Source organism: Bacillus sp. SRB3LM (assembly GCF_015712745.1).
GTDB classification, from domain to species: domain Bacteria; phylum Bacillota; class Bacilli; order Bacillales; family Bacillaceae_G; genus Bacillus_A; species Bacillus_A thuringiensis_K.
This window is the reverse complement of record NZ_VWVQ01000078.1, coordinates 125,196-150,196: the sequence shown is the minus strand read 5'-3', so window position 1 is coordinate 150,196 and position 25,001 is coordinate 125,196. Positions and strand designations below refer to the sequence as shown.

Below are 25,001 nucleotides of genomic sequence, written 5' to 3'. Positions count from 1 at the left end.
TCTTTTTTGTTAACGCAATTTCTTTAATTTAAAATGAACAACCGCGCTATAATACGGTCTTTTGCTTTCAGGATCCATAACCATTTGATGTGAGATGTGATGAACTTCAAGCATAAGTGCTTTATTATTATCAATTTGTTCACTAATTTTTCGTTCTAAAGAAGCTAAGTCTCCCGCTTCAAAAAACTCTACTTTATCTTCTAACATTTCAAAGGTAAATGACATGAAGACGGCCCCTCTCCTATGTAATCAACTATAGTGTAACAAAGAAAAGAAGGAAATACCATGTACATTTCAATTGACATTTTTAGAAAGAGGGAATATCATACTGATAAAACCGATAAGAAAAAGGGGAATTTTTATGGGTACAGAATTTAATGGTTTATTTGATGAGTGGGCTCATACGTACGACTCATTTGTACAAGGCGAAGATATACAATATAAAGAAGTTTTCGCCCATTATGAGGACATTCTAGAGGATGTAGTTAACAAGTCATTTGGTAATGTATTAGAATTTGGTGTCGGTACAGGTAATTTAACAAATAAATTATTACTTGCTGGCCGCACAGTTTACGGTATAGAACCGTCGCGTGAAATGCGCATGATTGCAAAAGAGAAATTGCCAAAAGAATTTTCAATTACAGACGGTGATTTTCTTTCATTTGAAGTTCCAAATTCAATTGATACCATTGTAAGCACCTATGCATTTCATCATTTAACAGATGATGAAAAAAATGTAGCGATTGCGAAGTATAGTCAATTGCTAAACAAAGGTGGTAAAATAGTGTTTGCTGATACGATATTTGCAGATCAAGATGCATATGATAAAACTGTTGAAACAGCAAAACAAAGAGGTTTCCACCAGTTAGCAAACGATTTGCAAACGGAATACTATACACGTATTCCAGTTATGCAGACTATTTTTGAAAACAATGGCTTCCATGTAACGTTCACGAGATTAAATCATTTCGTTTGGGTAATGGAGGCAACTAAGCAATAGAAAGAGGGATTAGATTGAGAATTGCTGTAATTGGAGCAATGGAAGAAGAAGTACGTATTTTACGTGACAAATTAGAACAAGCAGAGACAGAAACGGTTGCAGGTTGTGAATTTACGAAAGGGCTATTAGCAGGGCATGAAGTAATCTTGTTAAAGTCTGGTATTGGTAAAGTAAATGCAGCGATGTCAACGACAATTTTATTAGAAAAATATAAGCCTGAAAAAGTAATTAATACTGGTTCAGCAGGTGGATTCCATCACTCTCTAAACGTTGGTGATGTAGTTATTTCCACTGAAGTTCGTCACCATGACGTAGATGTAACAGCATTTAACTATGAATATGGTCAAGTACCAGGAATGCCGCCTGGATTTAAAGCTGATGAGGCGTTAGTTGCATTAGCTGAGAAATGTATGCAGGCTGAAGAAAATATTCAAGTTGTAAAAGGTATGATTGCAACAGGTGATTCATTTATGAGTGATCCGAACCGCGTTGCAGCCATCCGTGATAAATTTGAAAATCTTTATGCGGTAGAAATGGAAGCAGCAGCTGTTGCACAAGTATGCCACCAATATGAAATTCCGTTTGTTATCATTCGCGCACTTTCTGATATTGCTGGTAAAGAATCAAATGTTTCATTTGATCAGTTTTTAGATCAAGCAGCTCTTCATTCTACAAACTTTATCGTAAAAGTGTTAGAAGAGTTAAAGTAATGTAACAAAAAGGCAACTGTCTCATATAAAGAAAATACATACAGTTGCCTTTTCTTTATTGGCAAACAAGGGGGAGAACACGATGAATGTATATCGTGGAGTTCATGAGTTAATTGGTCATACACCAATTGTAGAAATTACTCGTTTTCCACTTCCGAAAGGGGTCCGTTTATTTGCAAAGCTTGAATTTTATAACCCAGGCGGAAGCGTTAAGGATCGTTTAGGAAGAGAATTAATCGAAGATGCGCTAGAAAAAGGGCTTGTTACCCAAGGTGGAACAATTATTGAACCCACTGCTGGGAATACTGGTATTGGACTGGCACTTGCAGCATTAGAATATGATTTACGTGTTATTGTTTGTGTACCAGAGAAATTTAGTATTGAAAAACAAGAATTAATGAAAGCGCTAGGTGCAACGGTCGTGCACACACCGACTGAGCAAGGAATGACCGGTGCAATTGCAAAAGCAAAAGAGTTAGTAAATGAAATACCGAATTCATACTCTCCAAGTCAATTTGCAAATGAGGCAAATCCTCGTGCATATTTTAAAACATTAGGACCTGAATTGTGGGACGCATTGAATGGAGAGATTAACATATTTGTTGCTGGAGCAGGAACTGGCGGTACGTTTATGGGGACTGCATCTTATTTGAAAGAAAAAAATATAGATATTAAAACAGTTATCGTAGAGCCAGAAGGATCTATTTTAAATGGTGGTAAGGCTGGTTCACATGAGACCGAAGGAATTGGACTGGAATTTATCCCGCCATTTTTGAAGACATCTTATTTTGATGAAATTCATACGATTTCTGATCGAGATGCATTTTTACGAGTGAAAGAATTAGCGCAAAAAGAAGGACTTCTCGTTGGGAGCTCTTCAGGAGCAGCATTTCATGCGAGCTTACTGGAGGCAGAGAAGGCACCACCAGGTACAAATATTGTAACCATTTTTCCTGATAGCAGTGAGCGCTATTTAAGTAAAGACATATACAAAGGATGGGAATAAAAAATGAGAGCAAAGACAAAGTTAATTCATGGTATTCGCATAGGAGAACCTTCAACTGGATCTGTAAACGTACCGATTTATCAAACAAGTACGTACAAACAAGAAGCAGTTGGTAAGCATCAAGGATATGAATATTCACGTACAGGTAACCCAACACGTGCAGCTTTAGAAGAAATGATTGCTGTATTAGAAAACGGGCATGCTGGATTTGCATTTGGTTCAGGAATGGCTGCTATTACAGCGACAATTATGTTGTTCTCAAAAGGTGACCACGTTATTTTAACAGATGATGTTTATGGTGGAACATACCGCGTTATTACGAAAGTATTAAACCGTTTCGGTATTGAGCATACATTTGTAGATACAACAAACTTAGAGGAAGTTGAAGAAGCAATTCGTCCAAATACGAAAGCAATTTATGTGGAAACACCAACGAACCCACTACTAAAAATTACTGATATTAAGAAAATATCTACTCTTGCTAAAGAGAAAGACCTATTAACAATTATTGATAACACATTCATGACGCCATATTGGCAGTCGCCGATTTCTTTAGGAGCAGATATTGTGCTTCATAGTGCAACGAAATATTTAGGAGGTCATAGTGACGTAGTTGCAGGTTTAGTAGTTGTAAATAGCCCACAACTAGCAGAAGATCTTCATTTTGTACAAAACTCAACAGGAGGTATTCTTGGGCCACAAGATAGCTTCTTACTACTTCGCGGTTTAAAAACATTAGGAATTCGTATGGAAGAACATGAAACGAATTCACGTGCTATTGCTGAGTTCTTAAATAATCATCCAAAAGTAAATAAAGTATATTACCCAGGTCTTGAATCACATCAAAATCATGAATTAGCAACAGAACAAGCAAACGGATTTGGTGCTATTATCTCATTTGATGTAGATAGTGAAGAAACATTAAATAAAGTACTTGAGAAACTACAATACTTTACACTTGCTGAAAGCTTAGGAGCGGTAGAAAGTTTAATTTCTATTCCATCTCAAATGACACATGCATCAATCCCAGCGGATCGCCGCAAAGAATTAGGAATTACAGATACATTAATTCGTATTTCTGTCGGTATTGAAGATGGTGAAGATTTAATTGAAGATTTAGCACAAGCGCTAGCATAATACAAAATGCACTGCTAATATTAGCAGTGTATTTTGTATTATGTTATTTTGTGAAACATTTCACAAAATAGACATACACAAACGAAATGATTTCGTGTATATTGAATTCAGGAAATGTTACTCACAAATAAACTTGTGAAATATTTCACAAACAATGAAATTCATGTAGGAAAGCATCTCTATTTTTTTGTGTTAATTGGGACTTATTTTGACCTACAGGGACATATAAGGACCGTAATAGTAGAATAGGAGGAAATTCACATGGTAGTCAAAGAGAAAGTTGTAAATGAAATGCAGGAAGTAAAAAAGATGATTGATACGCTAGTAAATAATGGTCAACAAGCTTTACAAGCATTAGAAAGTTTTACACAAGAAGAAATTGACAACATTGTTCATGAAATGGCATTAGCAGGTGTTGATCAACATATGCCGCTAGCAAAATTGGCAGTTGAAGAAACTGGCCGTGGTGTATATGAAGACAAATGCATTAAAAATATTTTTGCCACTGAATATATTTGGCATAGTATAAAGCAAGATAAAACGGTAGGGATTATTCACGAAGATCCTCATGAAGAAATAATAGAAATCGCGGAACCTGTCGGTGTAGTAGCTGGAGTAACACCAGTAACGAATCCAACGTCGACAACAATGTTTAAAGCGTTAATTGCGATAAAAACAAGAAATCCAATTATTTTCGCATTTCATCCTTCCGCACAAAAATGTTCTGTGGCAGCAGCGAAAACCGTATATGATGCAGCGATGAAAGCTGGTGCCCCAAAACACTGTATTCAATGGATTGAAAGACCGTCTGTTGAAGCGACGAAACAATTGATGAACCATGATGGTGTAGCACTCGTTCTAGCAACTGGAGGCGCTGGTATGGTGAAATCAGCTTACTCTACTGGAAAACCAGCGTTAGGCGTTGGTCCTGGTAATGTACCGTGTTATATAGAAAAATCAGCACATGTAAAACGAGCTGTTAATGATTTAATTTTATCAAAAACATTTGATAACGGTATGATTTGTGCATCGGAACAAGCAATCATTGTCGATAAAGAAATTTATGATGATGTTAAAACAGAAATGATTGAAAACAGTTGTTACTTTGTAACAGAAGAAGAAAGAAAAAAATTAGAAAAGCTCGTTATAAATGAAAATACATGTGCAGTAAATAGTGATATTGTAGGGAAATCAGCACAGTATATTGCCGGTTTAGTTGGGATCACTGTTCCTGGACATACAAAAATGCTTGTAGCTGAAATTCAAGGTATCGGAGCAGCATATCCGTTATCCCGTGAGAAACTGAGTCCAGTATTAGCTTGTGTGAAGGCAAATTCATTAGAAGAAGGATTTACATATTGCGAAGAAATGTTGAACCTCGGTGGTTTAGGACATTCAGCAGTTATCCATTCTACAAATAAAGATGTGCAAAAGCAATTTGGGTTACGTATGAAAGCTTGCCGTCTCATTGTAAATGCACCTTCATCACAAGGTGGAATAGGGGATATATATAATGGATTTATTCCATCACTTACACTTGGTTGTGGTTCATACGGAAAGAATTCAGTTTCCCAAAATGTAACAGCGACTCATTTATTAAATATAAAAAGGCTGGCAAATAGAAAAAAGAATATGCAGTGGTTCAAACTGCCACCAAAAATTTATTTTGAAAAACATGCTACAGCTTATTTAGCAAATATGCCTAACATTTCACGTGCATTTATTGTAACGGACCCCGGAATGGTTGAACATGGCTATGTCGATACAGTCGCGCACTATTTAAACAAGCATGCAAATGATGTGAAAGTTGAAGTTTTCTTTGAGGTCGAAACAGATCCATCAGATGAAACTGTTTTCAAAGGTGCGGAAATGATGAAAAGCTTTAAACCAGATGTAATTATCGCACTTGGTGGTGGTTCAGCTATGGATGCAGCAAAAGGAATGTGGTTATTCTATGAGCATCCAGAAACGACATTCTATGGCATTAAACAGAAATTTTTAGATATAAGAAAACGTACATGTAAATATCCGGAATTAGGAAATAAGGCGCAGTTTGTTGCGATTCCAACGACATCAGGAACGGGATCAGAAGTGACACCATTTGCGGTTATTACAGATAAGAAAAATAATATAAAGTATCCGCTCGCAGATTATGAATTAACACCAGATGTAGCAATTGTTGATCCACAATTTGTAATGACAGTACCACCAAATGTAACAGCAGATACTGGTATGGATGTTTTAACACATGCAATTGAGGCGTATGTGTCTGTTATGGCAAATGACTATACAGATGGATTAGCATTAAAAGCTATTGATCTCGTATTCAAATATTTACTGAGAGCATATAAAGATGGAAATGATGAAGAAGCAAGAGAAAAAATGCATAACGCTTCTGCAATTGCAGGGATGGCATTTGCAAATGCTTTCCTCGGTATTAATCACAGCTTAGCACATAAGATTGGACCAGAATTCCATATTCCGCACGGACGCGCAAATGCCATTCTAATGCCGCACGTAGTCCGCTATAATGCTATTAAGCCAAGAAAACACGCATTGTTCCCAAAATATGAGCACTTTGTGGCAGATGAAAGATATGCACATATAGCGAGAATGCTCGGGCTTCCAGCAAGTTCGGTAGCAGAAGGGGTGGAATCACTCGTCCAAGCAATTATTGAGCTTGGAAAAAGCTTAAATATTAATATGAGTATTGCGGGACAAGGAGTCGATAAAGAGCAATTTGAAGAGGTTGTTGGAGTATTAGCAGAAAGAGCTTTTGAAGATCAATGTACAACTGCTAATCCAAAGTTACCGCTTATTTCAGAGCTGAAAGAAATTTATATGGAAGCATATAAAGGTGAATAATGATAAAAAAAGAGCCGCAGTAAAAGCGGCTCTTTTTTTATTGGAAAACATCTCCCAGAATGGCTGTATTTACTGGTCTTTCAGTTTCATAGAATATGATACAGTGAAATGGAGGAGTGAGAATATAATGAAAGAATTAAAAGGAAAAATAGAAGATTATACTCGGTTTGGACAAATGCTTCTCGCTGTAAGTACATTGTTAATGGTTGGCTTATTGATTCCGAGTGGAGCAAAAGAGACAATCCAATTTTTTGTTATGATGGGGAGCATCGTTATATTTTTAAGTTTATCGTTCTTTTTCTTTCAGCGTGTGAAAGTGATGCGTGAACAGCTAGAGGAAAATGAATGTGAATAATATTGTTAACTAGAGCGCGGCGAAAAGAAAAAATCTTTTTGTCACGCTTTTTGTTTTTTGTAGAAAAATGTATGCGTTTCGTGTTGACAATGATAATCCTTATCAATTAAAGTAGAGTAGTGGTTAGTGATTATCATTATCAATTAGAGGTGAAGAAATGAAAAAATCTATTACGCTATTTACAGCGATTTTATCTATTTTTTTCTTGTTAATAGGTTGCAGTGCCAAAGGGGACGGAAAAGCGTCTGCAACCAAAACAGAAAAAGGAAAAAAGAAAATCGAAATTACCGACCTATCAGGAAGAAAGGTAACATTCGATAAAGTGCCAGAAAGTTTTGCAACATTAAGTATGGGAGACATGGATATTATTCATGCTTTAGGTGGAAACATAGTAGGTCGCCCAGATACGAAATTAACTCTTCCAGAGGAGTTAAAGAAAGCACAAGTAATTGGGAATGCACATCAACCGAACTTTGAGCAAATTGCTAGTTTAAAGCCCGATGTACTTGTTGCTAACAATGGATTCCAAAAGAATGTGCCAACGGTTGAAGGACAAGGAACACAAGTTATCATTTCTTCTGCGAATTCTGTACAAGATATTCAAAAAAATATTGAATTATATGGAATGGTAATGAAGAAAGAAGATAAAGCAAAAGAAATTAATCAAAAAATGAATGATCAAATGAAGAAATATGAGAAAAAGAGCGATGTGAAAGCCTTGCTAGTGTATGGCGCACCAGGAACTTATTTAGCGGCATTACCAACATCTTTATCAGGTGATATTTTAGAAAAAACAGGCGGAAAAAATATTGCTTCTGATTTTCCAGAAACGAAAGAATACCCGCAATATGCACAGCTAAGTGTAGAACGTATTATTGAGGCGAATCCAGATGTGATTTATTTAATTACACACGGAGATCCAAAAAGTGTGAAAAAAGCATTCGAAGGCGAAATGATGAAAAATGAAGCGTGGAAAAATTTAGAGGCAGTAAAACAAAACCGCGTAGTTATTTTGCCACCTGATTTATTTGGATCTAATCCTGGTACAAAAGTTACAGAAGCAATGGACTTTATGTATAAAAGTATACAAGATGTAAGGAAATGATACGTATGGAAAGTAGTGAAGTAGTAAGAGAAAAGGAACATCCTTTTGCGAAAAAAAGATGGATAATAGCAGTTACTTTAGTTGTATTAACAATCCTAGGTCTCTTTTACGGTCTTTTCGCAGGAAGTTTATCCTTTTCTGTACGAGATATTTTAACAGGTATACAAGATGAAGGTTCGACAGTTCATCGAATTGTATGGGATCTTCGCATACCGAGAGTGCTCATTGGGTTTATAGTAGGAACATGTTTAGCTGCATCTGGTACACTGCTACAAGGAGTTATGAGAAACCCTCTTGCAGATCCTGGTATTATCGGAGTTTCATCTGGAGCAGGCCTTGTAGCAATTGTCATCATGATTTTATTCCCACAGCATCTAGCTTTTTTACCACTAGGGGCGTTTTTAGGAGCTTTCATAACAGCGATGGTTATTTATGCTTTATCATGGCAAAAAGGGGCACCACCTTCAAGAATCGTCTTAGTAGGGGTGTCGATCAATGCATTAATTGGTGCAGCAACGTCAGCATTAATGTTATTACATAGTGACAAAGTACAATCGGTGTTACCGTGGCTAGCGGGCGGTATTGGTGGTGTAAGTTGGGCACATTTAAACATAATTATTTATTATGCAATATTCGCCATTATATTAGCTTTCTTTGGTATTAAGCATATTCGAGTGTTAATGCTTGGAGATGAAATGGCAAAGTTATTAGGACATAATGTGGAAAAAAGTCGGTTTTATTTAATCGTAGTAAGTACATTATTAGCTGGAATTGCAGTAAGTGTGTCTGGTCTTATTGGATTTGTCGGTCTTGTCGTACCACATATGCTACGTTTATTAGTTGGAAATGATTATAGATATTTGCTACCTTTATCATGCCTTGGCGGCGGGGTATTACTTGTTTTTGCGGATGCAATAGCTCGAAGTTGGTTTGACCCAATCGAATTGCCTGTTGGTATTTTACTGTCCTTCTTAGGTGGTCCGTTCTTCTTATATTTAATTCATAGAGGAGGAAAACAAAGTGATTTCCGTTAACAAAGTGTTTTACGCACACTCTGAAAGATTTCAAATGCAAAATATGAATGTACATATTAAGGCTAGAGAAATCGTTAGTTTAATTGGTCCGAATGGATCGGGAAAATCTACTTTGCTTCGTTTAATAGCAAGGCTACTGAAACAAAGCGAAGGGGACATCATTTTAGATGGGAAAAATATTCATATGATGAAGAGTGCTGATGTAGCGAAGCAATTAGCAATGTTACCACAAATGCATGATCATCAATTAGATTTAACAGTGAAAGAACTAATTGAGTTCGGAAGAGGTCCACATAAATCATGGAGTAGCCGCTTAAATAAAGAAGATGAAGAAATTGTTGATTGGGCATTGTCTGTTACAAATCTTGAAGGGTATGAATATCGTCTTTTACATTCTTTATCAGGAGGGGAACGGCAACGTGCTTGGATTGCGATGACGCTAGCGCAACGTACAAATGTCTTATTATTGGATGAACCAACAACCTTTTTAGATATCGTTCACCAGTTGGAAGTAATGGAACTTGTGAAACGATTAAATGAGGAGTTTGGAATGACAATTATAATGGTTTTACATGACATTAACCAAGCTGCTCAATATAGCGATCGTTTACTTGTATTAAAGCGAGGAAAAATTCAGTATGATGGTATACCAGAAGAAGTACTATGCCATGAAATGTTTCAACATGTATTTGGCATAGATGTAGATATTTTTCAGGGAAGTGACAAGCCTTTTTTTACACCGAAACGAATTTTTAAAAGGGGAGAAGAGCGATGCAAACAGAAGAGCGTATTACCACTGAATTAGTAAGAGAATTTGTTATGGCAGCTCACGGGGATTTAGAGAAAGTACAAGAGCTATTGGTTGAATCACCAAGCTTACTTCACGCCTCTTATAATTGGGGTGGATCAGATTGGGAAAGTGCGTTAGGCGCATCGGCACATGTAGGTCGTAAAGATATTGCTCTTTATTTACTAGAAAAGGGTGCTCGTATGGATATTTTCGCGGCAGCTATGCTTGGGGAATTAGAAGTCGTACAAGCTATTTTAGTAGCTCAACCAGAAGCATTACGTGCATCTGGTCCTCATGGTATTTCTCTTCTTCAGCATGCACGAATGGGTGGAGAGAAAGCTAAGCGTGTATATGATTATTTAGCAATACTATCTTAATGAACGAAGGAAGTTCTTATGTGCGGTAAACTTTTCACTTGAAAAAATTGGAAAGTTTACCGCCCGTTAGAACGGGATAAGTATCTAGTATATTTGAAAATCCTACACCCCCCTCAATTGTAGTTTTCTTTATGCTAGTTATGATATGGATGCAGTAGACAATATTTGTCTACTGCTTTTTTTGTTTCTATAAGATTGAATATTCTGCGTTATGTAGTTGATTCATTTATAATAAATGGTAACATTTATTGTGCATACAAAATATGATCGTGAAATTAAGAAGAAATTAGTAGAAAGGAGTGAAGGAATGTTTCATACAGACCGTTTACAAATTCGTAAATATACAATGGATGATTTACAGTTCTACGCTTCACTATGGGGAAACGAAAAAGTAATGCGCTATATTGGAAATGGGACGTTAAAAACATATATGCAATGTAAAAAAAGTTTGGAGGAGTGGGTAATTCCTAGCTATAAAAATGGCCTCGGTTTATTTGTATTAATTGAAAAGGAAACGAGGATACGGATTGGTCATGCAGGATTAGTAAAGCAGCAGATAGATGGAAAAGAGGAAATTGAAATTGGTTATTGGTTATTACCTCAGTATTGGGGAAAAGGCTATGCGAAAGAAGCAGCGGCAGCATTTCGAGACTATGGCTTCCAAGCGTTACGAATGAATAAATTAATTTCTCTTATTAATCCGGACCACCCCGCCTCAATCTTTGTTGCTAGAAAAACGGGGCTTAGTTATGAGAAAACAACTTCATTTCATGGGATGGATGTTCTCGTTTATTCCATTAGGCGCATTGGATGAAAAAAGGTTAATTTCATTTTTTGAAGAATGGTATATAAAAATAAAGGGGGGATTACATGTACATTTATCATAATGGACTTATTATTCGTGAGGGAACGAATGGTGTACCTGCATATGCAATTAAGACTTTATTCGAAGATGCCGGTTGGAGCAATGATAATATCCCTTCTTGGCAAATTGAAAAATTCACGATAGCATTTGAAAATTCAACATGGGCATTCACAATTTGGGATGAAGAAGAGATGGTTGCGATGGTTAGAGTCATTTCTGATGGAATCATGGTCGCGAACATAGTAAATTTAGTTGTGAAATGTGAATATAGAGGGAAGGGATTAGGTAAGAAACTTGTCGCTCTTTGTTTGCAAAAGCTACCACATGGTGACTGGTTTGCACATACTTCTGCGAACAATTTTGATTTTTATAGAAGCTGTGGATTTGAAGTTAGAGAGCTATCGAGAAATGGAACATGTGCGTATTATGGATATCAAGTCGCGAGAAGAGATGGTCACCGATAAATGAATGAAAAGTAAAAAGTTTAGCGAGGTAATTTTGAGGCTATTGATAATAGAGAATGGATTGAGGCTCATTTTATGATAAAATAAAAGAAAATTCTGTTTATTGTTAGGGGGATAAAAATGAGCATAAAAGTTGGGGATGTATTTAAATATGAAAGAAGATTTACTGAGGAAGAGGTTTTTGAATTTGCAAATATTACCGGAGATAAAGGCAGACACCATGTGGAATATGATGAAAATGGAAGATTAATGGTCCATGGTTTATTGACTGCTAGCATTGGAACGAAAGTAGGCGAAGAATTACATTACATAGCAAGAGAATTAGTAAGTGAGTTTATTAGACCAGTTTTCACAGGAGATACAATCACTTGTGAATTAACTTTAACAAATGTTGAGCAAATGGAAGGCTATAAAAAAGTTTCAATCGAGTCAGTTTATCGCAATCAACACGAAAAGACTGTACTAGTGGGGACAAGTTATGGAATTATAAGGGGATAAAAAAGAAGCCTGTTTAGCAGGCTTCTTTTTTATTATTTAGTAAACACGTTTTCGATTTTCCGCATAACTAGAGATGAGTAGTAATGCAGTTTCTTCTCCTATATTACGAACAATATGAGGAACGCATGCATTCCATGAGAAAGAATCACCTTCTTCTACGATTGCAATATCTTCACCGTGCTGAACTTCTAGTTTTCCGCGTAATACAAGGTGACATTCTTCCCCTTCATGGGCATTTGGTGAGTTTTCTTTCGGGAATCCAGTAGGTATTTCTACTAAAGATAGGCGAAGGCCCCCTTGCTCAGCGACATGTTCAATTCTTTGTTCATCTTTTCCGTATACACTGTATTTCCGTTCTTCTTTTTTGACAATTTTTAATCGATCTTTTTGCTCTAACAATAAATAGGGAAGGGGAACGTTTAAAAAGTTGGAGATCGTTTCTAAAGTTGAAATAGATGGTGATGTTTTATTATTTTCAACCTGACTCATAAATCCTTTAGAAAGACCTGTTCCCTCGCAAATTTGTGCGATTGTTATGCCTCTACGTTGACGAATTTCACGTATTGCAGAACCAATATTCATAAAATCAAGCTCCTTTTTGTAAACAACTATTTGTATCATAGCAAAAAAAATATATATTTTCCCAGTGAAAATGAATTGACGAATAAAAAAAATTAGTGTATTTTTTGTAATGTAAATAAAAGTTTTGTATAAGAAAACTATAAAGGAGAGAAAGAAATGAATCAACATATTGGTAACTTAATTATTCGTATCGTGTTAGGGGTAACATTCTTCATGCACGGTTTAACAAAATTCCAATCAGGAATTGACAATATTGCAGGGTGGTTTACAAGCATTGGTTTACCAGGAGGACTTGCATACGGTGTAGCAACATTTGAATTAGTTGGAGGCCTATTATTAATTCTAGGTTTAGGTGTAAGATATATTGGATTATTATTTGCACTTGTTATGGTTGGAGCAATCGTAAAAGTGAAATGGTCAGCTGGTTTATTGGGAGATGGAAAAAATCCTGGTTTCGAATTAGAACTTGCATTATTAGCAATGGGTGCATACTTATTTGTTGCAAAAGCTGATGGTTTTGTAGATAATTTCTTAAAAGAAAAAATGTCAAAGAAGAACTAATTTAAATGGGGGCTAACAAGATGAGTTTTCAACTTCATCCCGATACAACACTTGATGTTGTTCATTTATACGTATCTAATGTAAAGAAATCACTAGAGTTTTATACGGAAGTACTAAGTATGAAGGTGCTAAAAGAAGAAGAAGCAGTCGTTACATTTGGGAATGAAAATGATGAACCACTTCTTATCATTGAAGAAAAGAAAGAAGCTTTTCCGAAGCAAAGAGCAAGAACAGGGTTATATCATTACGCAATTTTATTACCAAGTAGACAGGATTTAGCGAATGTTCTTCGTCATCTTGTAGAGATGGTATATCCACTACATGGCGGAGCCGATCATTACTTTAGTGAAGCTCTTTATTTAGCTGATCCAGATGGAAACGGGATTGAAATTTATCATGATCGACAAAAAGAAGTTTGGCGTGATGAGAATGGAGAACTCCCATTTGTTAGTAACCCGTTAGCTGGTGAAGAATTATTACAGCAAGGAAGTACATGGAATGGATTTCCATCTGGTACTGTGATGGGGCATATTCATTTCCATGTAGCTGATTTAGAGGAAGCGAAACGTTTCTATGTTGATGGTCTTGGTTTTGAAGTAACGATCCCAGCTCGTAATGGAGCGTTGTTCGTATCAGCAGGTGGTTATCATCACCATATCGGCTTAAATACGTGGCAAGGTGAAGGGGTGCCACCGCAAATGCCAGGTTCTGTTGGTTTAAAATATTTCACAATTGTACTAGCGGATGAAAAACAAAAAGAGCAAGTATGTGAAAGCTTAAAAAATATTGGCAAGATTGCTACGTACAAAGATGGAATATTACAAGTCGAGGATCCATTTGGACATTGTATCCATTTCAAAATAAAAGGAGAAGCCTAAAAAGGCTTCTCTTTTTTATTTTCTTATAATTGCATTTTCGTTTTGTAAAAATAGTTCATCAAATTGTTTTGCAAGCTCAAAATCTAGTTTCGTTAAACCTTTTGCATTCCAAGATGACAAAGTAATAATAACTGCTTTATACTGGATAAGGATAAATGGATGGTGATTATGTTCTTCTGATAGTTTGGCGGCTTCAGAGACAAATTCGACTCCTTTTAAGTAGTCGGAAAACATATATTTTCGTTCAATCCATTTCTCATCTTTTACCATCCATTTATCTACCTTCAATAATTCCTCGTGAACTTCTTCTTCAGTTAATCTTAGCATCATTTTTCACATCCTTTACTGGAAGTAACGCAAGACCATTGTTAATAAGGCGTGTTACAGCTTCGTCAGTTGTGAAAGTAGAAAGTTGATGTAGTAATGCTGCCGATGTTTCATGCCCTTTGTTATGCTCTAAAAGTAACTCTAATACTTCAAGGCGCAGCAACCATTCTTTCGCATAAAATTTATTTAATACTTCTTGAATTGCTACTAATTGATCGATATGCGCGTCATGTAAAATCCCCTCACTTCGAATATCTCGAACTGTTTGATACATACGTTCAAGTTCATTCAGTACAAGTGGAGCAGGAATTTCTTGAACTTTTTCATCCATTGGGAAAAATGCTGCTGCATCTGCGGCACCTGGGAAGACTGAAGTGATTTGTGAGCCAACAGCCATATCAAATGCGCCCCATGAAGCATCAAATAAAACGCGGGCGTTATAAGTAACTGTACAATCGATAAAGGAAATAAGGGCAATTTTCTTATCGTTTTTCACAATATCTGTTACTGTTCCTTTTACATGAATACCACTTGCAAAAGTAAACTCAGCGATAGTTCCAATTGTAACTCCTAATGATTGTAGTTGTTCGTCTGTACAATTTTCTAATGCAATATTTTCAGTGAGTAATCCAATTGGTGTTCCAAATCCGTCACTGTGTACAGAAGTAGAATGATTCGCTAACTGTTTATTATGAAGCGCTAATGCTGTTGGCGAATTTGTTCGCATGTAAATTAATTCACCTGCATCGTTTTCAATTGTCTCGCTAAATGTACCTGTAATTTGTAATCCGCTATTTAGCTCAGCTGTTGCATAGTTCTCAGAGCGAATTGCTTTTTCTAAACCTTCTTTTCCACCTGTTTTAAAGGCCATTGTTTTAGAAAATGTTTCAAGCGCATCTGTTAATTCTTCAAAGGACTTACAAACAAATAGTTGTGGTTGCATTTTTGTTACGTCATAAGTTGTCCCTGTACATGCTTCGATAGAAAATGGAACTTTTTCTACAGCGTCTGTTAAGCAATGTTTGCTTTCGCCAACAGAAGAAAGGAGACCAGCACCATATATTTTTGGATCATCTATATTTCCAATCAATCCATATTCTACTGTCCACCAGAAAAGACGTGAAATTTGTTCAGCTTCTGATAAACCAGAAACTAAGTTTTGTTTTTCAATTACAGCATTTTCAGCAGCCTTAACTTCATCAGGAGTAGAAGTAGGACTTTCTTTTACTATCGTTAATGTACGAACAGCTTCAAATGCATCATGTTCTTCTTTTGTAGAGAAAGCTTTTGCACCAATTTGCCCAAAACGTTTCACATATTTTGCATATGTAGGATCAAGTAAAATCGGTGCGTGTCCTGCGGCTTCGTGTACGATATCTGGAGCTGGTGTGTACTCGATATTTTCTACTTTCCGAATATCTGTTGCGATTGGTAGTAATCCGTGTCCTTGAAAATCGAAGAATGCTACGCCGGGAATAAGTCCGTCAATCGTTACAGCGCCCCAGCCACTTGGTGCCAAACACTCATTCATTTCTTCTACTTTTGGAATTGAATCTATATTAATACCAGATGATTGTAGTCCGTTCACATAGGCTGGATGAGCAACGTCTTTTAAGAAGCTATGATTTTGTCTCATAATATAACGCCACACAGCGTGATTCACCGGTGTGTATTGATCATAATGTTGTGTGGATACGAATGGTTTTAAATGCGATGGAATTTCTGTTTTCTTTGTCATTTAGACATCCTCCTTTTTTTCAATAAAATTGAATATCGATTTCGTATAGCTTGTATCACCTCCTTTCATTTTTGTAAGCGCTTATAAAATTTTATCATAAGATTCGGAATTATTTAACATATGTTTCTATGAGAAATAGAAAAAGCCCCTATCGGAAAATCCGATAGGGGCGAAAGAATCGCGGTACCACCCTATTTGTAAGTGAAAATATACTTACATCTCAATTAATGATAACGGAAAAATTCCGTCTTTTCCTTCATACATAAAAGCACTACGAAAAAGAAGCTCCAGAATTGTAATTCATACTTATATATGTGCTAATTTCCACCGACCATTAGCTCTCTGTAACAGGGATATAAGATACTACTGCGATTCTTTCAACGCGTATATATGAAATTGTGTAAGAGGATGGATGCAAAAAAGTCCCTATCGGAAAATCCGATAGGGACGATAAAAATCGCGGTACCACCCTATTTGTAAACAACTAATTGTTTACCACTCACTTTACGATAACGGAAAGATCCGTCTTTCTCTTCATGCATAAAAAGCATTACGGGAAAGAAGCTCCAGAATTGTAATTCACGCTTGTATATGTACTGATTCGCACCAACCATCAGTTCTCTGAGACAGTGATATAAGTCGCTACTAGTATTCCTTCAAAGCCGATATATAATTCGTTCAACTAAACTATGTTTTGTATTATAAAACTATATTAAAAAAATTGTCAACAAAAATTTTTTATCCCGTGTTAATGAGCAGTAAAATTCCTACCTCAAAATTCAGTGGAAGTAAAGAAGTAAGATGGGAGCCTAACTGCTCGTGAACCCCCGATTGGTGAAGGCTAATAATCAGTGGGGATGAATGAAATCTCCACTGATTAAAGTTTCACTTTATTTCACTTCTAAATTAACAGTTAAATTAGAGGTATTGCCAGCTGCATCAGTTGCTACAATGTGAATAGTATTTTTTCCTTCTTGTAATTGAGTACGATCGAAATAAATGTCATAGCTTTTCTCCCAAGGGTTCAGGAATGCCTGTTCCCATACACCATTTCCGTTAGTTTCATATTGCATTCTCACTGGAATGCCAGGTGCTATCCAACCAGATTCTGACATCCAATCTAGTAGAATATCATCAACTTTTCCTCTAATTACGAGATTTTCTTGGTCAACTTCGTATGTTAACTTAGGTGCAGTTCGATCAAGAAATACAGCAGCTGTTTGTTTTGTTTCTCCGCCAGAATTAGAAGCAACTGCTTCGATTTGATATAGCCCGTCAGCTAAAGGAGTGCCATCTGCTTTTGTACCATTCCATTTGAAAGGTTTGTATCCAGGAGTTGCATTTTTAGCTTGATGGATAATCCCTTGATACGTTACACGTTCTTTCGTAACTAAATTTGCATGCAATGTTACATCATCCACAGGCGCAACTAAATAGTAGTTGATGAGATTATCATCTAGTACGTGGTCGCCATTTGGGCTAAAAGTAGAATTAATAATTTCAAGTCCATCGATACGTTTATAATCTTTAGGCTCGATACTAAATGTGAATGGAATTCGAATTTCTTCTTTTGCCCCTTGTTCTTTTACATATACATTTCCAGTATACACACCTTGTGGTAGTGAGCTATCTACAGTGATAGTAAATGGTTTTTCGGTACTACTATTCGGTTGAATGCTAATCGATGAAGGGACAGAAGCTTTTACTTTTGTGTTTGTGTTTGCATCTAGTAACTCCACACGAGTTGAAAAACTTTTCTTTTTACTAGAAAGGTTTTGTAATGTAACATTTTGCGTCAGTTTTACTTTTCCGCTATTTGGCTTAATAAGACCAAAGCTGACATTGTTAGGTTTTACTAATACATTTGTTTGAGCTGCTTTCGGAATGTTAATTAAACCAGATCCTTGTGCCATAACAGGATACGTATTTTCATTAACATCTTTTAAAGTTTTTGCTGTATTGGCAAGTGATGCTTTTAATTGTTCCGTCGTCCAATCAGGGTGCATTTGACGCAGGAGGGCAACCGCTCCAGCTACTTGCGGAGCAGCCATACTTGTTCCGTTATGCGATTCATAGCCGCCTCGCGGTACTGTACTAGTAATTTGTACTCCAGGTGCAACAACATCAGGCTTTATTAGCCAACTTCCTTGTGATGGTCCTCTTGAACTAAAGTTACTGATAAGTTCTGTTTGCTTTGGTTGTCCAATTTTTATATTTTTCTTTCGTTTTGTAATTAAAGTTTTTAATTCTTCCCCATTTGTATTTGATAATTGCATTACTGGGACAGCTAGATGTTCACGTGAAAAATATTCCAGCATCATATTAATTTCTTTTTCGCTAGAGATTAATAACACACCAAGTGCACCAGCTTGTTTCGCTTGTTCTGCCTTTACTAATGTACTAGAAGTACCTTGTAAAATAAGTGCGAATTTCCCTTTCACATCTTGTTTTGCATAATCACTTGGATTGCCATAACCAACGTATACAAGAGGGGAATCATTTCCTATTGGAAAATCGGATTTTGATAACGGTAACCCTTGATATATTTTGCTGGAACCAGCTACTTGGAATGTTGGAAACGGGATAGAAACCGTAGATGCTCCAACAGAAATGACACTACTTGCGTTACCGGGAGCATCAACAGACCAAGGTTTTGGTCCGTCATTTCCATTTGAAACGACAGTAGTAACACCAAGTTTCGCTGCTCGTTCTAACGTTAATGTTACAGGCTGATCAGGTACATTTAAATCCTGCCCAAGGGAGAGGTTTAACACATCCGCACCATCTTGAATCGCTCGCTCAATCCCTTGGATAATATCATCTGTTGTACCAGTTCCACCGTCATTCATTACACGATAGGCTAGAATAGAAGCGTTTGGAGCAACGCCTTTAATTTTTCCATTACCCGCAATAATTCCAGCTACATGAGTACCATGTACGTTACCATCCATTGGATCGCTATCTTCATCAACCGTGTCATATCCACCGATATAATTTGCCTTTAAGTCAGGGTGTGTATAGTCTACGCCAGAGTCGATAATGGCTACTTTCATGCCTTTTCCATCAAGCGGTTTGCCAGATGGATCTTTTAAATTCCACGCGTCAGGTGCACCAATTGTCGGTCCACCGATATTTGGTGCTTCTTCGTTAGTAGTACTTTTTGATGTTTCATGCAATTTATATGTTAAGTTCGGATAGACTGCTTTTACTTCAGGTAAAGAGGCAAGAGAGGTAATTTGATCTCCAGGAACTGAAATAGAGAATCCGGAAAATAACGTATTATACACTTCTTTAATTTTTGCACCAGGTGCTTTTTCTTTTATTTTCTTAGTCGTATCTTCTTGTGCTTTTTTTAGCTCAGCATGATAAGGCTGCGCATTACTATTTTGTAAATCTGGAGCATGCTGAATATTACTTTGAGCAGCGAGAGGTGCATGTTGCAATTCTACAATTACTGATATTTCTTTTGTTGTTTTCGTTTCAACATTTTGAGCAATTTTATGTTCTCCCCACTGTTCAATCGTTGTTTTTAATTGTGGACTAAATTGCTTCTCCTTTTGTAGTGATTCAGCATGAGCGCTTAAAGCTCCAAAACTAGAAAAGACAAGCGCCATGCTTAATAGTGTAGATGTAGTTTTTTTCATTGATACTCCCCCTAATAAAAAAGTGCCAATATTCAGAAATGTAATCTTACATTTTAGTTAGAACTTATAAATATAAATGTTGGCTAAACTATACTTTCGACATAATTCATACCAATCCTCTATGAATTGAAAATTTCTTGGGGAATTTTTTCTGATTATGTCGAATCGATATTTTTCACATATTGTAGGAAGAAAGTGAGGAATGCTATGAGGGAAATGGAGTGATGGTATGAAAAGGCTAATGGTAAGTGGTAGTGTAGTGTTGTTTATGTTTTTATGTTCTATCACTATTACTAGTGCAGAAAATAATAGTGTGAAAGTTGCTTTTATTCGTCATCATAACCTTTGGATTAAAGTTGATGGGAAAGAAATACAGATTACAAAAGGAGAGTACATAACAGGGCCGAAGTGGTCATATGACGGGGAGTGGCTAGCATATGTAAAAGGGAAGAAACAAAGTATTCTTGAGTTATATCGGCTGAAAGATGGAAAAAAAGTTACGCCGTTTCACTCAGAAGCATCGAATTATCAATGGTCACCAACAGAAAATATAATTGCATTTATATTTACAGGTACATTAAATACATTTGATGTAGAAAAAAAGAATGCAGATTTTGAAAATGTATCGGCTGGTGTAGGGGATTATGCATGGTACCCTGATGGAAAGAACTTTCTTGTATCCTCTGAAGCGAACTTACTTCCAACAGGATGGACAGGGGCTCAGCTATATGAAGTGCAAAAAGATGCACATATGAATCCTCACAAAATGAAGCATTTGTATGCATTGCCAAATGAACATGATGATTTTCTAGCGCTAGTAGCAAGTGGCTTTAAGTGGTCACCAGATCAAAAGTGGATTTCATTTTTAGCGGTACCGACAGCTTCATGGTCAGCTGATAGTAATACGCTTTGCTTAGTTCGTGCAGATGGAAGTCGGTTTGAAAAAGTAGATCAAATGTTATTAAACGAACAATGGTTTCAATGGGCACCATCAAAAAATATATTAGCTTATATTGAAGGGAGCGGAAGAGTTACATTAGAAAATAAACATTTAAAAGTAAAGGAATTGCCAGCACTTCAGCAGAACATATTTACGCCGAAAGGATATGTTGATTGGGATTTTGTATGGAAGAACGATAGAGTAATTATCGTTTCACGAGCAAAAGAGGCAGGAATAGAAACTCCACCAGAAAAAAGGCCACTACCATCTTTATATGAGGTCGATAGTACAAGTAATGCACAGCATCAAATCACAAAGAAAACGAACAAACAAGGGGATTACCACCCGATCTTCATGAAGAAGAGTAATCAATTAATTTGGATACGTTCAGACCGTAAGAAAGCGGATGTATGGCTTGCTCATAAAGATGGGAAACAGGAAAAGAAGTGGATTGAAAATATAGATGTACCAGCGTGGTATTATGAGAAATGGAATTGGGGAAATGTTATCTCGGTGAAATAACAATAAAAAAACTGCCTAAAAAATCATTTTAGGCAGTTTTTTATTGTTATTTATGTGTTTTATTTGGCTTTTTTTTCGCTGGGTTTCCGTTCCCTTGTCGCTTTCTATTTTGTTCATCTTTTGCTTGTTTTTCATGTAGTGTATCTAAAAATTCATTCGAGTTACTCATGTTTATATCTCTCCTTTCATTTTGTCATGATTACTATAACCATTTAGGAGGATAATCATGAGTTAGAAATTAGGCACTTAATTTTCTTCGATAATGTAAGTAAAATATTCCATACATAACAAATAGCATGAGTAAAACTTGTATCTCTACATTTTCTTTTAAAAAAGCTGCGATAGGGTCTGGTAAGTACGGTGATTTATCGTTTGTGCTTAAACCTAACCATTTATTTAAGAGGCTAATAGTACAAAACATAAAAACACCGGACCAGCTTGCCGTAATTGCTTTTTGTTTAATTTTTGTTTCACGTTCATCATCTGCAATCCAAGGATTAGCAGTTTTATCACTACTAAAGAAGCCGTTTATATATCCCCATACAATCATTCCAATAAAGACAATTATCCATTTCATATATGTAATTCTCCTTTCGGTGTAAAAAGTATTTTACATGTAATATTGTAATATTTTACAAACCTTCGTGTCAAACCTTTTTTACATATCGGTTTTTATACAGCAGGAATAAAGAATGCAATAGGGAAGAAATATGTGTGAGGATTTTATAGTAAGAGGAGACTGAATATGAAAATCGTTTTTGTTCGGCACGGTGAAGGAGAACATACAAAGGACTTGCCGTCAAGTTTACAAGTGTTGCATCCCCCATTAACGGATGAGGGAAGGAATCAGGCTAAATTACTTCAATGCAATGTGCCATTGCAAGAAACGGATATATTAATTGCTAGTCCTACACTTAGAACTTTACAAACGGCGACAATATGGAGTGAGAAGGTAGCTTGTCAAAAAATCGTCCATCCATATGTATCCCCGCGTATTTTTCCTTATCGAGAAGAAGCGAGAACATTACCGTGCGATTATATAGTAGATCAGGGAATGATAACAAAGTTATTTCCGCATTTTTCGATAGAGAAAAGCTCAAATAATCAGTTATGGAAGGAAGGTATAAACACTATTTCAAAGAATAGTTTTCAGCAAATAGTAGATGAATTTCTTCTTTGGTGTTATGAACTGAGTGTTGAAAGAATTTGCATTGTATCCCACGATGGAACAATTACAGCATATAGGCAATATTTACAGAAAGTCGTTTTAACTAGATCAGATTTTTTGCAGGAAACGGGCATATATGAAATGGATTTATACAATAAAATTCTGATTGATAAGGGCTGATTATAGGATGGGGTTGTATGTTGAATATTGCATTAGTAGTTGGTTTTAATTCGGATTTAGAGGCGCAATCAATCCGAGCATCTCTTGAATATTTTGGTGCAAGGGTTGTGACATATTGGATTGGTAGACCGAAAGATTTTGTGGAAGTTCTTTCTGGAAAGAACTTATTTAATGGTATTAATTATATTATTTTTTGCTTTCATGGTGAAGAAGGGAAGTTTGTCATGGAAGAGTTACGCGAAGAAGTATATGAACAAGATGAACCGAGAGGGTATTTTGGTACAGAAGAAATTTATGAATATGCAAAATTGCATAATACACATATTGTAAATAGCGGGTGCACGTTAGGGGAGCAAAATCTAGCAAAATCTTTTTTACATAGTGGTGCCAAATCGTATATTGGATCGATTGATTATGTAGATGGAAATGCAGCACTTATGTTTACTATACGCTTATTTTATGGGGTTATTAACCATGGGAAAACGTTAGAAGAAGCGTTTCAAGAAGCAAGTTTAATTGATGAGGAGACACATACATTTCGATTCTATAATTAGTGTGAAACACGTTTATTCTATATTCGAATAAACGTGTTTCACATTTAACTCACATTTTTTTTACAATTTTTTCAATGAAAATGATTATCACCTGTGGTATGATATGTTCAAGTTTTTACAGGTAATAAAAGTTACTATATAAACGTTAGTTTTTAATGTTTCATACACATGTCACGAATTATTCATAATTAACGTTTGAAAAATAAGTAACTAATGTTATTATATTATCTGTAACTAATTTAATTACAACTTTAGGAGGAAGATATGGTTATTCAATTTTTAAGAGAAAACAAAGCAGTTTCTTTTGTATTAGCAGTAATTCGAGTATATCTTGGTTACACATGGTTAATGGCTGGAATCGGTAAACTACAAGGGAAAGGATTCGATGCAACAGGTTATTTGCAAGGTGCAATTGAAAAATCTAAAGGTGCACAACCGGCTGTTCAATCTTGGTGGGCATCATTCTTACAAGAATTTGCAATTCCAAATGTAGATTTGTTTAATACACTTGTAACATGGGGAGAAATTTTAGTAGGAATTGGTTTAATTGTAGGCTGTTTAACAAAAACAGCGGTCTTTTTTGGTCTTGTAATGAACTTTTCCTATATGTTTAGTGGGTCAATTGGAGTGAATCCTGAAATGGTTATCTTATCTATGTTCGTTCTGGTTTCTGGTATGAATGCTGGTAAATTTGGAATTGACGGCTTCGTTATCCCAAAAGTATTAGGATCAAAAACTCAAAAACGCCAAAAGCAAGCTGCTTAATATATGAAAACGGGTATCTCAAAATGAGATACCCGTTTATGTTATTTTTCAGATTGTATCGGATTGTTTTTAAAGAATTCTTTTACATAACCAACAAATTCTTGTGGCTCTTGACGAAACGGTGCATGATAACCTTTTTCGATAATATGGAAGGTACTATTCTTTAAGAATTGATGATACGTTTCTCCTTCTTTCCATGAAACGCTACTATCATTTCTTCCCCATATAATTAAAGTTGGCTGTTTCATTTCATTTGCATTAATTTTAAGACGCCTAGGCCATAATTTCATTTTATTATAATGCTCTTCATCATTACGTTTGAATTTCACTTTGCTTTTATCATAATCTGCAATAGAAGAAACGGCATTTAAATCAGTCGACAATTGTGGTTTTGGTGAGCCTTGTTTATTAACGAATGTATGAGGGCCACCTGTAGCATCAGTTAAAATAAGGTGAGTAACTGCTTCAGGATATAAATATGTTAAATTTAGAGAAATTTCTCCCCCCATGGAATGACCCAGTATTGCGAATGAATCATACCCTAGTTTTTTCATTAATTTATAATACAAATTTGCATGAGTTGGAAAAGAATAATAAAAATCCATTGGTTTAGATGAGCGCCCGAATCCTAAAGCATCTACAGAAATAATTGTATGATCTTTTGCTAAATCGGAGTAAATCTTTTGAAAACCATCTGATGACCCTCCAAAGCCATGAATCATAAGTAAAGGTGGTTTTTCATTACCAATTTTTTTAAAGTAAATGGTTTGACCATCTATTTCTACCATTTTTTCCTCGGTAGCTAGTTTCGCTGTAATTGTATTTTTCACTTGCTTTACTTGTTCTACTGGCTTTTCTGTTGCACTACATCCTACTAATAGTGTAAGAGTAAGACAACCTACCATAAAATAGCTAAATCGCTTCAATTAGGTGTCT

The 25,001-nt window shown here is 36.0% G+C and carries 27 protein-coding genes and 2 other annotated features; of the genes, 19 read left to right on the top strand and 8 right to left on the bottom strand.

Annotation, left to right across the window (positions count from 1 at the left end; translation table 11 throughout):
• Positions 1–9: 9 nt before the first annotated feature.
• A complete protein-coding gene (locus tag F3I02_RS24455; protein WP_000010984.1) occupies positions 10–225 on the bottom strand; it encodes a YrzA family protein in 216 nt (71 codons plus the stop codon).
• A gap of 136 nt (positions 226–361) precedes the next feature.
• Between F3I02_RS24455 and F3I02_RS24450 the strand changes: the two genes are divergently transcribed.
• The 13 genes from F3I02_RS24450 to F3I02_RS24390 all read left to right on the top strand — a co-directional run bounded on the left by F3I02_RS24450 (position 362) and on the right by F3I02_RS24390 (position 12,206).
• On the top strand, positions 362–1,000 hold the full coding sequence (locus F3I02_RS24450; protein WP_000536315.1) for a class I SAM-dependent methyltransferase: 639 nt from the start codon (positions 362–364) through the stop codon (positions 998–1,000).
• Positions 1,001–1,014: 14 nt separating this feature from the next.
• Complete coding sequence (gene mtnN, locus F3I02_RS24445) at positions 1,015–1,710, top strand: 5'-methylthioadenosine/S-adenosylhomocysteine nucleosidase (protein ID WP_001217024.1); 696 nt, start codon at positions 1,015–1,017, stop codon at positions 1,708–1,710.
• 82 nt (positions 1,711–1,792) lie between these two features.
• Positions 1,793–2,716 (top strand): O-acetylserine dependent cystathionine beta-synthase, encoded by a 924-nt coding sequence (locus tag F3I02_RS24440; RefSeq protein WP_001103851.1) that lies wholly within the window; start codon positions 1,793–1,795, stop codon positions 2,714–2,716.
• A gap of 3 nt (positions 2,717–2,719) precedes the next feature.
• Positions 2,720–3,853 (top strand): bifunctional cystathionine gamma-lyase/homocysteine desulfhydrase, encoded by a 1,134-nt coding sequence (locus F3I02_RS24435; protein ID WP_001201908.1) that lies wholly within the window; start codon positions 2,720–2,722, stop codon positions 3,851–3,853.
• Between the two features lie 261 nt (positions 3,854–4,114).
• Positions 4,115–6,718 carry a bifunctional acetaldehyde-CoA/alcohol dehydrogenase gene (gene adhE, locus F3I02_RS24430; RefSeq protein WP_196478515.1) on the top strand — a complete coding sequence of 868 codons (2,604 nt, stop codon included), beginning with the start codon at positions 4,115–4,117 and terminating at the stop codon, positions 6,716–6,718.
• Between the two features lie 127 nt (positions 6,719–6,845).
• A complete protein-coding gene (locus tag F3I02_RS24425; protein ID WP_000661266.1) occupies positions 6,846–7,073 on the top strand; it encodes a YrhC family protein in 228 nt (75 codons plus the stop codon).
• A 157-nt stretch (positions 7,074–7,230) separates the two neighbouring features.
• On the top strand, positions 7,231–8,178 hold the full coding sequence (locus tag F3I02_RS24420; protein WP_000748477.1) for an ABC transporter substrate-binding protein: 948 nt from the start codon (positions 7,231–7,233) through the stop codon (positions 8,176–8,178).
• Positions 8,179–8,183: 5 nt separating this feature from the next.
• Positions 8,184–9,212, top strand: coding sequence for a FecCD family ABC transporter permease (locus F3I02_RS24415; protein ID WP_196478514.1), 1,029 nt, complete (start codon positions 8,184–8,186; stop codon positions 9,210–9,212).
• Positions 9,199–10,017: an ABC transporter ATP-binding protein gene (locus F3I02_RS24410; RefSeq protein WP_196478513.1), complete on the top strand. Its 819-nt coding sequence runs from the start codon at positions 9,199–9,201 to the stop codon at positions 10,015–10,017. The genes F3I02_RS24415 and F3I02_RS24410 overlap by 14 nt, the downstream gene beginning before the upstream one ends.
• Positions 9,984–10,379 (top strand): ankyrin repeat domain-containing protein, encoded by a 396-nt coding sequence (locus F3I02_RS24405; protein ID WP_001192765.1) that lies wholly within the window; start codon positions 9,984–9,986, stop codon positions 10,377–10,379. The genes F3I02_RS24410 and F3I02_RS24405 overlap by 34 nt, the downstream gene beginning before the upstream one ends.
• 235 nt (positions 10,380–10,614) lie before the next feature.
• Positions 10,615–11,193: a GNAT family N-acetyltransferase gene (locus tag F3I02_RS24400; protein ID WP_000256013.1), complete on the top strand. Its 579-nt coding sequence runs from the start codon at positions 10,615–10,617 to the stop codon at positions 11,191–11,193.
• A 56-nt stretch (positions 11,194–11,249) separates the two neighbouring features.
• Positions 11,250–11,708: a GNAT family N-acetyltransferase gene (locus F3I02_RS24395; protein WP_000276119.1), complete on the top strand. Its 459-nt coding sequence runs from the start codon at positions 11,250–11,252 to the stop codon at positions 11,706–11,708.
• Positions 11,709–11,828: 120 nt separating this feature from the next.
• Positions 11,829–12,206 (top strand): hotdog family protein, encoded by a 378-nt coding sequence (locus tag F3I02_RS24390; RefSeq protein ID WP_000025015.1) that lies wholly within the window; start codon positions 11,829–11,831, stop codon positions 12,204–12,206.
• A gap of 36 nt (positions 12,207–12,242) precedes the next feature.
• Here F3I02_RS24390 and F3I02_RS24385 read toward each other — a convergent pair whose 3' ends face one another.
• On the bottom strand, positions 12,243–12,788 hold the full coding sequence (locus tag F3I02_RS24385) for a helix-turn-helix domain-containing protein (protein ID WP_001020693.1): 546 nt from the start codon (positions 12,786–12,788) through the stop codon (positions 12,243–12,245).
• Positions 12,789–12,944: 156 nt separating this feature from the next.
• Between F3I02_RS24385 and F3I02_RS24380 the strand changes: the two genes are divergently transcribed.
• On the top strand, positions 12,945–13,349 hold the full coding sequence (locus F3I02_RS24380) for a DoxX family protein (protein WP_001071553.1): 405 nt from the start codon (positions 12,945–12,947) through the stop codon (positions 13,347–13,349).
• A gap of 20 nt (positions 13,350–13,369) precedes the next feature.
• A complete protein-coding gene (locus F3I02_RS24375) occupies positions 13,370–14,227 on the top strand; it encodes a VOC family protein (protein ID WP_000009836.1) in 858 nt (285 codons plus the stop codon).
• Between the two features lie 15 nt (positions 14,228–14,242).
• Here the strand turns inward: F3I02_RS24375 and F3I02_RS24370 are convergent, their stop codons facing one another.
• The 3 genes from F3I02_RS24370 to F3I02_RS24360 form a co-directional block, all read right to left on the bottom strand.
• Positions 14,243–14,557 (bottom strand): 4a-hydroxytetrahydrobiopterin dehydratase, encoded by a 315-nt coding sequence (locus F3I02_RS24370; RefSeq protein ID WP_000979538.1) that lies wholly within the window; start codon positions 14,555–14,557, stop codon positions 14,243–14,245.
• Positions 14,538–16,292 (bottom strand): aromatic amino acid hydroxylase, encoded by a 1,755-nt coding sequence (locus F3I02_RS24365; RefSeq protein ID WP_196478512.1) that lies wholly within the window; start codon positions 16,290–16,292, stop codon positions 14,538–14,540. The genes F3I02_RS24370 and F3I02_RS24365 overlap by 20 nt, the downstream gene beginning before the upstream one ends.
• 162 nt (positions 16,293–16,454) lie before the next feature.
• Positions 16,455–16,682 (bottom strand) — a binding site (T-box leader).
• A gap of 50 nt (positions 16,683–16,732) precedes the next feature.
• Positions 16,733–16,961, bottom strand: a binding site (T-box leader).
• Between the two features lie 221 nt (positions 16,962–17,182).
• On the bottom strand, positions 17,183–19,936 hold the full coding sequence (locus F3I02_RS24360) for a S8 family peptidase (RefSeq protein ID WP_196478511.1): 2,754 nt from the start codon (positions 19,934–19,936) through the stop codon (positions 17,183–17,185).
• Positions 19,937–20,165: 229 nt separating this feature from the next.
• Between F3I02_RS24360 and F3I02_RS24355 the strand changes: the two genes are divergently transcribed.
• On the top strand, positions 20,166–21,398 hold the full coding sequence (locus F3I02_RS24355; protein ID WP_000826290.1) for a TolB family protein: 1,233 nt from the start codon (positions 20,166–20,168) through the stop codon (positions 21,396–21,398).
• A 46-nt stretch (positions 21,399–21,444) separates the two neighbouring features.
• Here F3I02_RS24355 and F3I02_RS24350 read toward each other — a convergent pair whose 3' ends face one another.
• Together F3I02_RS24350 and F3I02_RS24345 are read right to left on the bottom strand one after the other, a co-directional pair.
• Positions 21,445–21,567, bottom strand: a complete 123-nt coding sequence (locus F3I02_RS24350) for a DUF4023 domain-containing protein (RefSeq protein ID WP_000071866.1) — start codon at positions 21,565–21,567, stop codon at positions 21,445–21,447.
• A gap of 69 nt (positions 21,568–21,636) precedes the next feature.
• Positions 21,637–21,975 carry a hypothetical protein gene (locus F3I02_RS24345; RefSeq protein WP_000871144.1) on the bottom strand — a complete coding sequence of 113 codons (339 nt, stop codon included), beginning with the start codon at positions 21,973–21,975 and terminating at the stop codon, positions 21,637–21,639.
• A 168-nt stretch (positions 21,976–22,143) separates the two neighbouring features.
• Between F3I02_RS24345 and F3I02_RS24340 the strand changes: the two genes are divergently transcribed.
• From F3I02_RS24340 to F3I02_RS24330, 3 genes are all read left to right on the top strand, one after another.
• Positions 22,144–22,746: a histidine phosphatase family protein gene (locus F3I02_RS24340; protein WP_196478510.1), complete on the top strand. Its 603-nt coding sequence runs from the start codon at positions 22,144–22,146 to the stop codon at positions 22,744–22,746.
• 17 nt (positions 22,747–22,763) lie between these two features.
• Positions 22,764–23,300, top strand: a complete 537-nt coding sequence (locus tag F3I02_RS24335) for a delta-aminolevulinic acid dehydratase (RefSeq protein WP_196478509.1) — start codon at positions 22,764–22,766, stop codon at positions 23,298–23,300.
• Positions 23,301–23,564: 264 nt separating this feature from the next.
• Positions 23,565–24,065 carry a DoxX family protein gene (locus tag F3I02_RS24330; RefSeq protein ID WP_000236609.1) on the top strand — a complete coding sequence of 167 codons (501 nt, stop codon included), beginning with the start codon at positions 23,565–23,567 and terminating at the stop codon, positions 24,063–24,065.
• Between the two features lie 41 nt (positions 24,066–24,106).
• On the opposite strand, the gene F3I02_RS24325 is transcribed toward F3I02_RS24330, so the two are convergent.
• Positions 24,107–24,991 (bottom strand): alpha/beta fold hydrolase, encoded by an 885-nt coding sequence (locus F3I02_RS24325; RefSeq protein WP_000819833.1) that lies wholly within the window; start codon positions 24,989–24,991, stop codon positions 24,107–24,109.
• Positions 24,992–25,001: the final 10 nt, after the last annotated feature.